This window comes from Luteolibacter ambystomatis (assembly GCF_018137965.1).
Classification (GTDB): domain Bacteria; phylum Verrucomicrobiota; class Verrucomicrobiia; order Verrucomicrobiales; family Akkermansiaceae; genus Luteolibacter; species Luteolibacter ambystomatis.
Window position 1 is genome coordinate 290,411 of sequence record NZ_CP073100.1, and the last position, 14,483, is coordinate 304,893.

The 14,483-nt window shown below is 63.1% G+C and carries 12 protein-coding genes; 4 read left to right on the forward strand and 8 right to left on the reverse strand.

Features of this window, described 5'->3' with window-relative positions; translation table 11 throughout:
• Nucleotides 1–56: 56 nt before the first annotated feature.
• On the reverse strand, nucleotides 57–560 hold the full coding sequence (locus KBB96_RS01165) for a hypothetical protein (RefSeq protein ID WP_211631656.1): 504 nt from the start codon (nucleotides 558–560) through the stop codon (nucleotides 57–59).
• A gap of 334 nt (nucleotides 561–894) precedes the next feature.
• Between KBB96_RS01165 and KBB96_RS01170 the strand changes: the two genes are divergently transcribed.
• Nucleotides 895–2,088, forward strand: a complete 1,194-nt coding sequence (locus KBB96_RS01170) for an FAD-dependent oxidoreductase (RefSeq protein ID WP_211631657.1) — start codon at nucleotides 895–897, stop codon at nucleotides 2,086–2,088.
• 139 nt (nucleotides 2,089–2,227) lie between these two features.
• Here KBB96_RS01170 and acnA read toward each other — a convergent pair whose 3' ends face one another.
• Nucleotides 2,228–5,086, reverse strand: coding sequence for an aconitate hydratase (gene acnA, locus KBB96_RS01175; protein WP_211631658.1), 2,859 nt, complete (start codon nucleotides 5,084–5,086; stop codon nucleotides 2,228–2,230).
• Between the two features lie 202 nt (nucleotides 5,087–5,288).
• Here acnA and KBB96_RS01180 point away from each other — a divergent pair, with 202 nt between their 5' ends.
• Nucleotides 5,289–5,912 carry a LysE family translocator gene (locus KBB96_RS01180; protein ID WP_211631659.1) on the forward strand — a complete coding sequence of 208 codons (624 nt, stop codon included), beginning with the start codon at nucleotides 5,289–5,291 and terminating at the stop codon, nucleotides 5,910–5,912.
• 12 nt (nucleotides 5,913–5,924) lie between these two features.
• Here the strand turns inward: KBB96_RS01180 and KBB96_RS01185 are convergent, their stop codons facing one another.
• The 6 genes from KBB96_RS01185 to KBB96_RS01210 form a co-directional block, all read right to left on the reverse strand.
• Nucleotides 5,925–6,260: a hypothetical protein gene (locus tag KBB96_RS01185; RefSeq protein ID WP_211631660.1), complete on the reverse strand. Its 336-nt coding sequence runs from the start codon at nucleotides 6,258–6,260 to the stop codon at nucleotides 5,925–5,927.
• An 86-nt stretch (nucleotides 6,261–6,346) separates the two neighbouring features.
• Nucleotides 6,347–8,578 (reverse strand): hypothetical protein, encoded by a 2,232-nt coding sequence (locus KBB96_RS01190; protein ID WP_211631661.1) that lies wholly within the window; start codon nucleotides 8,576–8,578, stop codon nucleotides 6,347–6,349.
• A 12-nt stretch (nucleotides 8,579–8,590) separates the two neighbouring features.
• Nucleotides 8,591–9,292: a hypothetical protein gene (locus KBB96_RS01195; RefSeq protein WP_211631662.1), complete on the reverse strand. Its 702-nt coding sequence runs from the start codon at nucleotides 9,290–9,292 to the stop codon at nucleotides 8,591–8,593.
• Nucleotides 9,293–9,300: 8 nt separating this feature from the next.
• The gene (locus KBB96_RS01200) at nucleotides 9,301–11,289 is read right to left on the reverse strand and encodes a vWA domain-containing protein (RefSeq protein WP_211631663.1); all 1,989 of its coding nucleotides are present in this window, start codon (nucleotides 11,287–11,289) and stop codon (nucleotides 9,301–9,303) included.
• Between the two features lie 54 nt (nucleotides 11,290–11,343).
• Nucleotides 11,344–12,234: a DUF58 domain-containing protein gene (locus KBB96_RS01205; RefSeq protein ID WP_226373614.1), complete on the reverse strand. Its 891-nt coding sequence runs from the start codon at nucleotides 12,232–12,234 to the stop codon at nucleotides 11,344–11,346.
• Nucleotides 12,231–13,256, reverse strand: a complete 1,026-nt coding sequence (locus tag KBB96_RS01210; protein ID WP_211631664.1) for an AAA family ATPase — start codon at nucleotides 13,254–13,256, stop codon at nucleotides 12,231–12,233. Before KBB96_RS01210 ends, KBB96_RS01205 begins: the two co-directional genes overlap by 4 nt.
• A 283-nt stretch (nucleotides 13,257–13,539) precedes the next feature.
• On the opposite strand from KBB96_RS01210, the gene rpsM reads away from it, so the two are divergent.
• Together rpsM and rpsK are read left to right on the forward strand one after the other, a co-directional pair.
• A complete protein-coding gene (rpsM, locus tag KBB96_RS01215; protein WP_211631665.1) occupies nucleotides 13,540–13,908 on the forward strand; it encodes a 30S ribosomal protein S13 in 369 nt (122 codons plus the stop codon).
• Nucleotides 13,909–13,926: 18 nt separating this feature from the next.
• Nucleotides 13,927–14,466: a 30S ribosomal protein S11 gene (gene rpsK / locus KBB96_RS01220; protein WP_211631666.1), complete on the forward strand. Its 540-nt coding sequence runs from the start codon at nucleotides 13,927–13,929 to the stop codon at nucleotides 14,464–14,466.
• The last annotated feature ends 17 nt before the right edge of the window (nucleotides 14,467–14,483 follow it).

A 14,483-nucleotide genomic window follows, 5' to 3' on the forward strand; every position in this document is an offset into this window, starting at 1 on the left:
TGTCGAGAAAGTCTGCCAGTGGATGGAGGCGCTGGCGCGGATTTCCCCGGCTGCCGCTATTTCACCGCGAGTGTCTCACGGGACTCGATCCGGAGATTCCACGCCGCATCGCGCTTGAGCGTGATCGTTTCCCGATGGATGGCCTTTGGGTATTTCACGCCGTATTCCACCTCCACATGGATGGTGCTGCCATCCGTGGTCATCTTGAGGATCCGGAACACCGGTTCCCGCTTGCTGCGGAAAAAGCAATGCAACGGCACGTCCGGGTGGGAGGCGTTCCACAGGTAGATGCAGGGCGGAAAATCGGTGTCGCGGCCGAGGGAGGAGAGGACGTCGCGGATCAGCTTCTGGCCGTGACGGCGGGAGAACTTGATGGCCATGCGCAGGTTCCGCAGGTGTTCCATGAAGGCGGCGGCCGGGTTGAGATGGTCCTCCTCCATTTCCCGGATCAACATCCGGGCCTGAAGCGCCATCAGGGTCTGGAGCGTCTCGCGGTCGATCGCACCGCTCTCGAAAAGCTCGAAAAGACGGTCCGGCGGCAGTGAGGCGAGGTTTTCCATGCGGGTTTTGTCCCGCCAGCATCCACCACCCGGCGCGGATTTCCAGAGAGAAGCTGGGGAAACGGGGGCCGGACCGGATCCCGGAAAAGAATAAGGCCGCCGGGGTCCCTGTCCCGGCGGCCTTGTAAGATCAGCCTTCCCACACCCGTGGAATGCGGCTGACTTGTGCTGTTCACCCTTACTTGAGGCCTGTGCGGGAACACAGGCTTCATGGATTAAGACCATCGTCCTCCATGGATGTTCAAAGTTTCTGGAATTTTTATTCTCCCCGGTTTTCCAGCCCGGAAAAGCACATTGGCATCGGGAATCGAAGCCTCCAGCATGGGACTGCAGAATGGCCCGGCGGAAACTCAGGATCGCGGTGGTGGGATGTGGCTCGGCGGGGCCAGCGGCGGCGACATTGCTGGAGCGGGCGGGGCACGAGGTGGTCGTTTTCGAACGGGCTCCGGAATGCCGGGCCGTGGGGGCGGGATTCCTGCTCCAGCCGTCCGGGATGGCCGTGCTGGACGAACTGGGCATCCGTGGAGCCGTGCTGGAGCGGGCCGGAAAGGTCGAGCGTTTGCATGTTGTGGACCGGCGGGAAAAGACCGTGCTGGATCTGCGCTATGCGGAACTGGGTGAGGGGATGTTCGGAGCCGGATTGCACCGGCCGGTGCTGCTGCACTTTTTGCTGCAAGCCCTGCAGGTGGCGGGCGTGGAAGTTCGATGGGGGGCGGAAGTGGCTGACGTCGTACGATGCGATGACAAGTGGACGCTCACGATGGCGGATGGCGGTCGGGAAGCCGGTTTCGATCTGCTGATCGTAGCCGATGGCGCGCGCTCGGCATTGCGCGGCAAGCTTGGCCTGCAAGGCTCCGACCGTGGCTACGCGTGGGGCGCTCATTGGTTCATCGGGGAAAACCGTGGCAGCTTTCCGGAGCATGATCTGCATCAGATCGTCCAAGGAACGCGGAAGCTTGCGGGCTTTCTCGCCACCGGCCGGGAGGTCGGCGGCATGGAGCCGCTGGTCAGCTTGTTCTGGAGCGTGAAGCTGGCCGACGACGCGGCATGGCGGGCGAAGCCGTTGGAGGAGTGGAAGGAAAACGTGCTCGCACTTTGTCCGCGCTCGGAGGCTTTGCTCTCACAGATCACGGACTGGAGCCAGATTCTCACGGCACGCTATGGCGATGTGCGGATGTCGCGTTGGCATGGTGATGGCGTGATCGTGCTCGGCGATGCCGGGCATGCGATGAGTCCGCAGCTCGGACAGGGGGTGAACCTTGCGCTCGCGGATGCATCGTGCCTTGCACGGTGCCTTGAGCAACTGCCGTTGAACGATGCACTCGCCCGCTACACCCAAGAGCGGCGTTTGACACTGGCCTACTATCGCTTCGCGACCCGCGCGCTGACACCGTGGTTCCAATCCGACTACGAATGGCTCACGCCGATCCGCCACGTTTACTTCCGGACGATGCAACACATCCCGCCGGCGCGCAGGTTCATGACGAAGACGATGGCGGGGTTGGTGGGATGGCAAGAAGGTGGATAACTGGATCGCGGAATTCATTCCGCTTCCCGAAGAGAATGAAGAAGAGAGCGGAATGAATTCCGCGGTCCAGTTGTTGCCGGAAAAAAAGCCGCTTCCCGGGAAGGAAGCGGCTTTTTCGAAAACAAACAGGAGCCGGGAATCAGGCTTCCAGGATCTGGTCGAGCACGTAGGGCAGGATGCCGCCGGCGAGGTAGTAGTCGACCTCGGCCGGGGTATCGATGCGGACCTTGAGCGGGATCTCGAAGGAGGCACCGCCAGCCGGGCGCACGACGAGGGTGGCGGTCTGCATCGGCTTCAGCTCGCCGGACAGGCCGGTGATGTCGAAGGTGACGTCCTGCAGGTCCTTCACGCGGTCGTAGTCGGCTTTGTCGACGAAGTTCAGTGGCAGTACGCCCATGCCGATCAGGTTGGAACGGTGGATGCGCTCGAAGGACTTGGTGATCACCGCCTTCACGCCGAGCAGGCGGGAGCCCTTGGCGGCCCAGTCGCGGCTACTACCCATGCCGTAGTCCTCGCCGCCGATGACGATGAGGTTGGTGCCGTCTTCCTGATAGGCCATGGAGGCATCGTAGATGAAGGTCGGCTTGCCTGCGGGCAGGGAGATGCTGGTGTCCGGCTCGGAAACCGGGCGGCTGCCGAAGTAGAGGGTGTAGCCACCTTCCACGCCGGGGATCATCTGGTTCTTGATGCGGACGTTGGCGAAGGTGCCGCGGGTCATCACGCGGTCATTGCCACGGCGCGCGCCGTAGGAGTTGAACTCGGCCTTCGGCACTCCGTTCTCAAGCAGGAACTTGCCGGCCGGTGAGGTCGGCTTGATCGAGCCCGCGGGCGAGATGTGGTCGGTGGTGACGGAATCGCCGAAGATGCCCAGCGGACGGGCGGCGAGGATATCGCCGGTCTTGGTCGCGCCTCCGTCGAAGAACGGCGGGGACTGGATGTAGGTGGAGGCCTGGTCCCAGGTGTAGGTCGCGCCGGTGGTGCCGGAGATTTCCGCCCACTTCGGGTTGGCGGAGTCGAGGTCGCCGTAGAGGTTCTGATAGACGGCGGGCTTGAGGGCGGCGGCGAGCTGTTCCTTTACCTCGGCGTGGGTCGGCCACAGATCCTTGAGGAAGACCGGATTGCCGGACTTGTCATTGCCAAGAGGCTCGGTGGTGAGATCGAGGTCGACACGGCCGGCAAGGGCGTAGGCGACGACGAGCGGCGGGCTCATCAGGAAGTTCGCCTTGATGGATCCATGGACGCGCGCTTCGAAGTTGCGGTTGCCGGAGAGCACGGAGGCGCAGACGAGATCGCCTTCCTTGATCGCGCCCTCGATGGCCGGGTGCAGCGGGCCGGAGTTGCCGATGCAGGTGGTGCAGCCGTAGCCGACGGTCTGGAAGCCGAGCTGGTCGAGTTCCTTCTGCAGGCCGGTGGCTTCGAAGTATTCGGTCACCACGCGCGAGCCCGGGGCCAGCGAGGTCTTCACGAAGGGGGCGACGGTCAGGCCGAGCGCGTTCGCTTTCTTCGCCACCAGACCTGCGGCGATCATCACGCTCGGGTTGCTGGTGTTGGTGCAGGAGGTGATGGCGGCGATGAGGATCGAGCCGTGGGCAAGTTCCAGATTGCGCGGGCCACCGGCGAAGACGTCCTCGTCTACGACGTCCGGAGTCGGACGGTTGGCGACCATCTCCACTTCATTGCGGGCACCGCCTTCGAACTTCTCGTGGTTGCTATCGGTGGAAAGCAGCGAGTCCACGGACACGCCGGCCTTTTCACGCATGGAGAGCTTCACACGGCGGTCGCGCTGCTCGGCGGTGAGGCCGAAGCCGCCTTCGCCCGAAGTCTTGGTGAAGAGGGTGTTGAACTTGTCGCGCAGCGCCGGAACATCGATGCGGTCCTGCGGGCGCTTCGGACCGGCCACAGCCGGGACGATGGAGGCGAGATCGAGCTCAAGGAGGTCGGTGTAATCGCACTCGCCCTTCTGCGGGATGCCGAACAGGCCCTGCGCCTTGTAGTAGGCCTCCACGGTCTGGCAGAGTTCCTCGCTGCGGCCGGTGCCGCGGAGGTAGCTGATGGTTTCGCCATCGACGGGGAAGAAGCCCATGGTCGCGCCGTACTCCGGGGCCATGTTGGCGATGGTGCCGCGGTCCGGCAGGGAGAGGGCCTCGGCACCCGGGCCGAAGAACTCGACGAACTTGCCGACCACGCCGTGCTTGCGGAGCATTTCCGTGATGCGGAGCGTGAGGTCGGTGGCGGTCACGCCTTCCTTTAGTTCACCTGTGAGGTAAACGCCGACGACTTCCGGAACCAGGAAGGTCACCGGCTGGCCGAGCATGCCGGCTTCCGCCTCGATGCCGCCCACGCCCCAACCGACGACGCCGAGGCCGTTGATCATGGTGGTGTGGGAGTCGGTGCCGACGAGGGTGTCCGGATACCAGACGCCGTTTTTCTCAAGCACGCCCTTGGCGAGGAACTCGAGGTTCACCTGGTGCACGATGCCGATACCCGGAGGCACCACGGAGAAGGTTTCGAAAGCCTGTTGGCCCCACTTCAGGAACTCGTAGCGCTCGCGGTTGCGGATGAACTCGATCGCCATGTTGCGGTCGAGCGAGGCCTGGGAACCGGCGAAGTCCACCTGCACGGAGTGGTCGACGACGAGGTCGACGGGCACCAGCGGCTCGATCTTCTCCGGAGCGGCGCCACGGGCCACGGCGGCGTCACGCATGGCGGCCACGTCCACGAGGAGCGGCACACCAGTGAAGTCCTGGAGCACGATGCGGGCGACGGTGAAGGGGATTTCGTATTCGCCGGGGGCCTTCGCGTTGTAGTTGGCGAGGTTCTGGACGTCCTCGACGCTCACCTTGCGGCCATCCACGCAGCGGAGGACGGACTCGAGCACGATCCGGATCGAAACGGGGAGGCGGGAAAGCTTCGGGAAGCCCTGTTCGGCGAGTGCGGGCAGGGAGTAGAACTTGCCTTCGGCTCCGGAGCCGGTCGTGAAGGTGCGGAGAGTGTCCATGGTTGGGAATTTCTAAAACAGGGAAAGGTGTCCCGGAAAAAAGGTTAGGCGCGCGGGAGGCTAGCGGCCCGCGTGCCAGATTCAAGAGTCCAGATGACGGAATCCGGCCACGAAAGCTGCTGTAAATGAGAACCAGTCGCAAGAAGGGGCAGCCCTTCGCGCTTGATTCGGCGGGCCCATCCCGGATGTTGGCGGCCCGCCCATGGATGCCGCCATTCCCGAATTGCTCGCCTTCGCCGGGATCATGGCGCTCGGCCAGTTCAGCCCCGGGCCGGACATGCTGTTGCTGACCCGGACGGCCCTCGCGGAGGGCGGCCGGGCTGGTGTGGCGACGGCCTTGGGAATCGCGACCGGGCTTTCCGTTTACGGGGGGCTCTCGGTGGGAGGGATGGCCGTGGTTCTGGACAAGGCTCCGGCGCTCCGGCAGGCGATGATGTGGGTGGCCGCGGCGTATTTGCTGTGGCTGGGCTACAAGCTGCTGCGGGAATGCTTCATCGTTTTCTATTCCGGGGCCAAAGCGGGCGAAGCGCTTGCGCTCAAGGGCAGTCCTTACGTCAGGGGGCTGTTATGCAATTTGCTGAATCCAAAGGTGATGGTGTTTCTCGCGGCGGTGGTCGCGCCGTTCCTGCGGGGTGAGCACCCGGAGTGGTGGCCCAAGGCACTATGGGGAGTCATCGCCATCCAAGGCGGGACGCTGTGGGCGCTATGGGCGCTGCTGCTCCAGTGGCGGCCATTGCGGGAAGGATATAAAAAGGCCCAGCCGGTGATCGATGGGTTGTTTGGCTTGGGTTTGGTTGCGCTGGCGGTGAAGCTGGTGTGGCCATAACCCGATTGGAAGTCACGCCAGTGCGATCGCCCATGTCACGAAACCGCAGATTCCGACCATCCCGATCATGGCGACGATGAAGATGATGTCCGCGCAGCGTTCGACGCGGTACATGCGCTTGGTGCTGCGGGTTCGCAGCGCCCAATAGGATAGCAGGCAGGAGACGAGGAAGAGCACGGAGTCCGCGGCGAGGAAATCATCCGCCATCGTGTCCTGCTTGTGGATGGAAATGACCACGCGCAGCAGCCCGATCACCGTCAGGCACACGCCCACCATCGCCGCGGAGACGGTGAAGATGTGGATACAGATGTCGTGCTCCAGCTTGGGCGATGGATCTTCCTCGGGCATGGGGAAGGGACTTCTTGGAAAGCGTTTGAGCGAGGATGTTTCGTTTCGAAATTGGGAGACTCTCAAGGAATGTCCCTACTCCTTGGTTAAAAGGCCCCGCTGAACTTCCGACCGGTCCAGAAGATGGCGAGCAGCAGGATCAGCAGGGTGAGCACGGCCCAGTGCGATCCGAGTGGCACGCGGTTTTCCAAGGGACGGGGCTCGGGCAGCGCGCGGACTTCCTTGATGAGATCATTGATCTGGTCGGGCTGGATCATGCGGCCGCGTGCGACCTTCGCCATTTCCTCGAAGACTTCCGGGCGCGCGGGTTGGCCGGTTTTTTCCAACTGCACGCCTTGGGCGAGGATGGAGGTTTCCACCGGCTTGTCTTCCGCGCCCACTGCCGCACCGCGCAACTTCCATGCACCGGGCGTTTCGATCTTGAAGCGTCCGCTGAAGGCTCCCCAGGCGTTGTTGTCCGGCTGGAGTTCGAGGCGCTGGGCTTTGCCATCGGGAGCGGTGACATCCACGGTGACATTGCCGTTCTGAAGCGGTGCGCCGTTCGCGTCGAAGGCGTTCGCATGCAGCGTCACGGTATCGCCGGGGGCGGGGCGCTCCGGGGTGAAGAACAAGCGCACGCGCTGGCCTGCGGCCATGTTGCGCTGGTAGGACATCCAGCGTGCGACCTGACCCCAGAAGCGGTAGTGGTAGAGGTCCTCCACACCGCGCCGCCATCGCCAGGCGGAGTCGATGCCCATGAAGAGCACCTTGCCATTGCCCGCGGTCTTGGTAACCAGCAGAGGGATCGGACCGAATTTGCCGCGGCGGTTTCCGTGAACCGCGAGCACTTCGGTGCCGCCTTTCGCCTTGATCACGGGTGCATGCCAATAGAAGCCCGGCAGTCGTCGCCAGATCACCGGGTTCTCTTCCTCGGTGTCTCCCAGCATCGTGAGCAGCGAACCGCGGCCTTCCGAGGTCAGGTTGAGGGGGGATGGAATGGTATCGGTGAACCCGGTCTTCTTGGTGTCATCCAGCGTGACTGGCATCAGGTCGCCGAGAGCGGTGTCGAGCAGTGTGAACTGGTTGCCCTGCGCACCGGGAAGGAAGACCACACCGGATGCCTGGTTCTCCACCAGTCCACGGATCAACTCGCATTGCTCCTTGGTGAGCTGGCCGGATTGCACGCCGACGTCGCCGAGGAAGATGACATCATACTTGGCGAGGTCCTGGAGCTTGCTGGGGAACTCCTTCACATAGTCGTGGCCTTCACCCATCCCCAATGCGGAATCCGGATGAAACAGCAGGCAGGAGAGCTCCACGCCGGGATCGCGGGACAGCGCGTTGCGCAGATAGCGGTATTCCCAGCGCGGCAGGCTTTCCACCACCAACACGCGGATTTTTTCCGGGCGACCGGCGATGGTGAACTTGCGCGAGTTGTTCGCCTCGATCCGTTCGCCTTCCGCGACCGGCAAGGAGAGCTCCAAGGTGGAGGTGCCTTCCTTCTCCAGCTTCCATAGAATGGAATCGTAAGTCTCCGTATTCGGTGCGAGCGTGATGTTCTTCGTGCGCTCGTGACCCGTTTCATCGCGCAGGCGCACCACCGTGCGGATCTCGCGGTCGAGGGAGGAACGGATGGTGAAAGGGATCTGCACGTTCTCGCCGACGATGCCGTAGGTCGGCGCGGTGACTGCCAACAGATCGAGATCGGGCAGGCGGGTGCGGCTGCCCACCGGCAGGGTGAACAGTGGAATGCCGCGCAGGCGCAGCTTCTGGGCGGCGGCAACGGGTGGCTGGCCGAGGTTATAGTCGCCGTCCCCGAGCATCACCACGGCGCGCAGGTTGTTTTCCTGCTCCAGCAAGTTCTCAAGCGGCGTGGTCATGTCCGTGCCCGCGAGTCCGGCCGGATCATCCGCGGGCGGGGTGGCGAAGGGCTGGCGCAGCACTTCGTTCGCACCGTGGTCTTCAAGGGATTTCCAGACGCTGCTGTCCAAGGCGCGCTTCACCCACTCAGCCCGGCTGACGATCTCCGCCTTGTCGGAAAGCGAGGGCGGCAGCGTCGCGTCGAGCGTGGTCATCGACTTCGAATCGTCCCACAGGATCGCGATCCGCGGCTTGGTCGTGGGATGGGTGATCGTGAGCCATTCCGGTTTCCACAGCAAAAGTACGACGATCAACGTAGCAAGCACGCGCAGTCCTTCCAGGAAGGCGGTGCGGCGCGGATGCGGGCTGCGGTTCCACGACATCACCGCCAGCACGATCACGGCCAGCAATGCCGCCACTCCGACCACAAGCGTGACCGGAGTGGGGGAGAAATGAAGGTTGGAGAGGGTGAAGGGCAAAGGAGGCGGAGATCAGAAGGGATTCAGATAGACGGACACGGTGGAATAGACCTGCTTGGTTTCGATACAGTGGGAGGGAATGACCGGTCGACGACGCGCCGCCGATGAGATCGCGATTCCCCAACGCTCGGAGATCGGGCCACCCCACTCGAACAGCAGGGTCGAGTCTTTCACCAACACATATGGAGCGGATCGGGCGAAATCCAAGTGTGCCAAGGCTGGATCCTTGCGAAGGATCTGGAAGACGGCCTCCGTTTCCTCAAGGGATGGGTTGAGAAGGTCGTCCGTCCATTTCGGCTTGTTGACACAGACCCGCTTCGACAATGCCACCAGTTCGGATTCCACCGTCCTTTCCTGGAGCGTATGCGCGACTCCGTCAGCAAATGTGGGGAGCTTGATCCGTGACAAAGCGAATTTCAGCACGAAGGGAGCCGCCAGAATCAACAGATAACCCGGACCCACCCGTCTGCGGATGATTCCATAGAGTCCGAACAGCAGGAGAATCGCGCAGGCGAACAATCCAAGGAAGATTAGCGGAAGTATGATCAGACTTGCGAGGTCGAGGTGGGAGCCCCGTAGTATTTGCCCTTCGTGAAAACGCATGGCCCGTTGGGCAAACAACACCGAGACCACGCCGCAGCCGATTGCTGCATACAGAACGTGCAGCCAGACATAACGGCGGGACGTTCGTTGAGGTGTGGCGGCGATGGACATGGCGAAGGTCAGGCGTTGGTGGTGGCGCGACCGGAGGCGGTTGGCTGCCGAGAACTCTTCTTCGGTAGACTCAGCACCGCCTCGGAAAGCAGGAAGAACAACACCGCGCAGAGGAAGGCCTTCCACATGCCGCGGGAGGCGGAGGTGTCCGCGGCTTTGCCCGCCTGCTCGAAAAGCGTGTAGCCGGTGCCATCCAATGAAGCGGCGATGCCTTCATGGCTGACGATTTCCGGGGCGTCTTCCGCGGTGGGCCGGTTCAATGCGATGAGACGGTCGCCCAGCTTGTAGATGCCCGCGTCCCAGGAGGCATTGGCGGGATCGGGCGTGCCGTAGTCGTCAAGCCGGGTGCGGGTTTCGCCGGGCTGCAATTTCGAAGCCTCGCTGCCGACATGGGAGAGATAGGAGGCATCGAAGCGCTCGCCACCGGCCATCACCGTGCGCTGGACCAAGGGCAGGAGCACATCGGCATCGCCGAGGTTCGACCACGTGTAATCGGGCTGTGAGGCTACGAACCATGCCGTGCCGCGGTCCACGATCTTCCGCACCAGAAAGGCTTCGCCGTCATCCCATTTCGCCAGAGAGGCGGCATCACCGGTGGGGATTTGGCGGCGGATGGCCTTCAAGCGCTCCGCCGGGATGGTGGTGCCATCTGCCCCATCGCGCAACGGACCGTCATCGTGGTTCCAATCCTTCAGGATGAAAAATTTCCCCGTCGCGGCCTCCTGCGGCGGGCTCCATTTGAGTTCGAGGAACTGTAATTCCGATGCTTGGGCGGGTGGAAAGAAAACCACCTGGCCACCTTCGGAAAGGTAGCGTTGCAGCATGTCCGCTGTGGGACCGGTGGGTAGCGGCGCACTCCAAAGAATGCAGGCTGCGTCTCCGGGCATCAGCGAGGCGATCTTCGCGGGGTCGACGCGTGTCACCGATTGATTGGCGAAACCCGGAGGTGCGGCGGAGAGCTGGAGATAGTTTGCCGTTTCAGTGGTGCCTGCCACCACGATGCTTTTCGCCGGCCGGTCCGGGCCGTAGGCAAAGAACGCGGCATTGTCACGGGGGTTACCATCCGCCGGGATCGACAGCCAGCCGTGGCCGGTGGTGCTGCCGGAGGGCAGGGTAATGCGTTTTTGGAACTTCAGCGCCTGACCGGTGAGGGTGAGCGTTTCGGTGGTGCGGGCACCATTGAGATTCACCGTCAGAGGGAGATTCACCGAACCGCGGGCATCTTCCGCGCGGGTGACTTCCAGATCGAGCACCAGTTGATCGGCGATGCGGCGGGCGGATGCGAGCCGCAGGGAGGTATTCGCGGCCGTGGGGCCGGTGAGGCCGAGCACGCGGATCGAGGGTTTCGATGGCAGGGAGGACAGCGAGGCGCGAACCGCGGCCCAGCGTTCGTCGGCAGCCTTCCAGTTGGACGCCTGGAGGTCGGTGGCGATCCATACCTCGGAGCGGCCTTGGATCTCCGTCAGAAACTCCGCGGCACGGGTGGCCAGGGCGGGGAGATCGGCAGCCGTATCACTGGGGCCTGCCGCAGTGAGATCCGGCAGCACGTCCGGAGAGGGGACTTCCTGGGGCTGGCCGCTGGCGCTGTCGATCAACACCAGCCGCGCGCCGCCGAGATCCTTGAAGGTGTTCCGCACTTTCTCCAACACCTGTGCCCGGCGTGAATCGAAACCGTCGCCGGGGCGGAGCTCCATGCTCGCGGAACGGTCGAGAATCAGAATGACATTGTCCACCCGACCGGCATTCCAACCCAGCAGGCCGGACATCACCGGTCGTGCCGCGGCAATCGCGAGCATGGCGAGCCCGAGAGCCCGGCAGGTGAGAATCAGGATGTGCCGCAGCTTCTTTTTTCCGCGCGATTCCTTGGTCGCCTTCAGCAGGAATTGCATCGCGGCCCACCGGATCGTCTTGTGGCGACGCTTGTTCAGCAGGTGGATGATCACCGGGATCGCCGCGGCGAGCGTGAACCAGAGCAGGGACTGTTGGAGGAAAGACAAAGGGCGGAAATGACTATTGGCTGAATTCTAATGACGGATGGAAGTGGATGGAGGTCATTTCCTCTTCCTCAAGCGACCCATCAGGAAGTCCCTCAACAGCCCCTCCAGCTCCATGTCCGTCATCACGAACCGGTACCCGGCGTTCGCGTCGTGGCAGGTTTCGCGGACGTTCTTGAGGAACTCATGCAGGGCGGAACGGTATTCTTCCGCAATCAGGGTAGGCTCGGCGACGAGGGCGGTGCCGTCCTCCATATCGACGAAGCGATGCGGACGGTCGAAGTCGAAGCCGATTTCCAGCGGGTCCATCAGATGGAAGACGCTGACATCGTGCTTCCGGTAGCGGAGGTGTTGGAGGGCCTCGGCCAGCTGCGTCGTATCGGTGAAGAGATCCGAGAGAATGACGATGAGCGCGCGCTGCCCGATTTTCTCGGCAATGGTGTGGAGAGCGGGGACCAGCCCGGTCTCGCCGGAGGGCTCCAAAGCCCCGAGCGTGGTGAACAACCGGTCGAGGTGGGCGGGGCGGCGGCTCGGCGGCACTTCCAGATGAAGTTTGTCCGTGCAGACCGAGAGACCCGCGGCATCGCCTTGGTTCACCAGCAGGTAGGAGAGCGAGGCGGCGATCCGGCGTGCGAACTGGACCTTTGGCTCCGCCTTGCCTGAGAACGCCATCGAGCCCGAGCAATCGACCACGAAGTAGGCCCGCAGGTTCGTGTCCGCCTCGAATTCTTTAATATAGTAGCGATCCGAGCGGGCGTACGCCTTCCAATCCAACCGGCGGGTATCGTCCCCGGCGACGTATTTCCGGTATTCGGCGAACTCCACGGACGATCCCCGGTGTGGCGAACGGTGCTTGCCCGCCACGTTGCCAAGCATCGGCATCCGGGTTTCCACCGGAAGCGAGCCCAGCCGCGCGAGCATCGCGCTGTCTAGAAAGTCGTATTTCACTCGTTCCGCATGTCTTTAAGAAGCCGCTCCACGATCTTCTTCGAGGTCATGCCTTGGGATTCGGCTGCGAAGTTGGTGATCACGCGGTGGGTGAGCACCGGGGAGGCGACGGCTTCCAGATCTTCCAAGGACGCCATGTAGGCACCGCGGAGGGCCGCACGGGATTTCGCTCCCAGAATAAGATACTGCACCGCACGGGGGCCGGCGCCCCAGCCGACACATTCCTTGATCCAGTTTGGGGCTTCCGGCTGGTCGGGGCGGGTCTTGCGGACGAGGCGGACCGCGTAGTCATAGAGATGCTCCGGCACCGGGACCCGGCGCACCAGCTGCTGGAAGGCGATCACCTTCTCTCCATCGAGCAGCCGGTTCAGGTCCGCCTGCTGGGTGCCCGTCGTCTCGCGGGCGATGCGGCGCTCTTCATCGGCGGTCGGGTAGCCGACCTCAATCAGGAACATGAAGCGGTCGAGCTGGGCTTCCGGCAGCGGGTAGGTGCCTTCCTGCTCGATCGGGTTCTGGGTGGCCAGGACGAAGAAGGGCGGCTGGAGGGTGTAGGTCTGGCCCAGGACGGTCACCTTGTTTTCCTGCATGGCCTCCAGCATTGCGGACTGGGTCTTGGCCGGAGCGCGGTTGATTTCATCCGCCAGCACGATGTTGGCGAAGACAGGACCCTTCACGAACTCGAACTCGCGGCGGCCGCCGACTCCGGATTCCTGGATGATGTCCGTGCCGGTGATGTCGGCGGGCATCAGGTCCGGAGTGAACTGGATGCGGTTGAAGGACAAGTGGAAGGTGCGGGCGACGGAGGAAATGAGCAGCGTCTTGGCCAGGCCCGGCACCCCCATCAGCAGGGCGTGGCCGCGGGCGAAGAGGGAAATGGCGAGCTGCTCGATAACCTGTTCCTGGCCGATGATGATCTTGCCCAGCTCCTCGCGGAACGCCTGGTAGGTTTTGCCAAGCTCATCAATGGCGGCGACGTCGTCGGGTGGAAGCTGGGTGGAGGGATCGAAAACGGTGGATTCCATGTGGCGGGCAGGGTGCGAAATCTTCGCCAAAGCTAGGCGGCGGCTGGGTTTTGTCGAGAACGGGGCTGGATTTTGGAGCCGGGGGAGGGAAGAAAACTTCCGTCCGGTCTTGGTTTCGACCGGTTCGGGTCGGGAGCCCCCTTTATGGGAATCGCCACCCCGCAATCTGGATTTTTTGCGATTTCCCGCTTGCCAGAGGGGTGGGGTCTGCTAAATCACCCGCCCCCGCGCTGCGTCCGGTTGATTCCGGGCTTGGTTTGGGCCACGCGAATCCCCGCAAAACATGGCACGCATCCTAGGTATTGAAATTCCCAACGAGAAGCGCATCGAAGCGTCGCTTCCGTATTTGTTCGGCATCGGCCGTCCGACCGCGGCGAAGATCCTCGATCACGCCGGCATTGATCCGAACATTCGCACCGGTCAACTGACCGAGGAGCAACTCGTCAAGATCGCCCAGGTGATCCAGGCCGAGGGGATTGTCATCGAGGGTGACCTCCGCCGTGAAAAGCAGACGCAGCTCAAGCGCCTCACTTCCATCAACTGCTACCGTGGCATCCGCCACAAGCGCGGTTTGCCGGTTCGTGGCCAGCGCACCCGCACCAATGCCCGCACCCGCAAGGGCAAGAAGAAGACCGTGGGCGTCAAGAAGTAATCCGTAGCACCTTTTATCATGGCTGACGAAGAAATCACGCAGGACGCCGCTCCTGCCCCCGAGGCTGCCGCCACTCCCGTGGCCGCTCCCGCTCCCGCCGCCGCGGAAGTTCCTGCCGAAGCTCCCAAGAAGGAGCAGAAGCGCGACATCTTCGCCGAGATCGGCGGAGGTGAGGAGGAAATCAAGATCCACAAGGCGAAGGGCTCCAAGAACGTCACCCGTGGCATCGTCCACGTGACCGCCACCTTCAACAACACCCTCGTCAGCGTGACCGACGCGAACGGCAACTCGATCGGTTGGTCGAGCGCCGGCAAGATGGGCTTCAAGGGTTCCCGCAAGAGCACCGCTTACGCCGCCCAGGTCGTCTCCCAGGACGCCTGCCGCCAGGCGATGGGCCACGGCCTGAAGGAAGTCGAGGTCCGCGTGAAGGGCCCGGGTTCCGGCCGTGAGTCCGCCGTCCGTGCCGTCCAGGGCCTCGGCCTTGAAATCACCGCGATCAAGGACGTCACCCCGATCCCGCACAACGGCTGCCGTCCGAAGAAGGCCCGCCGCGTGTAATCCTACTACCTTTCCAA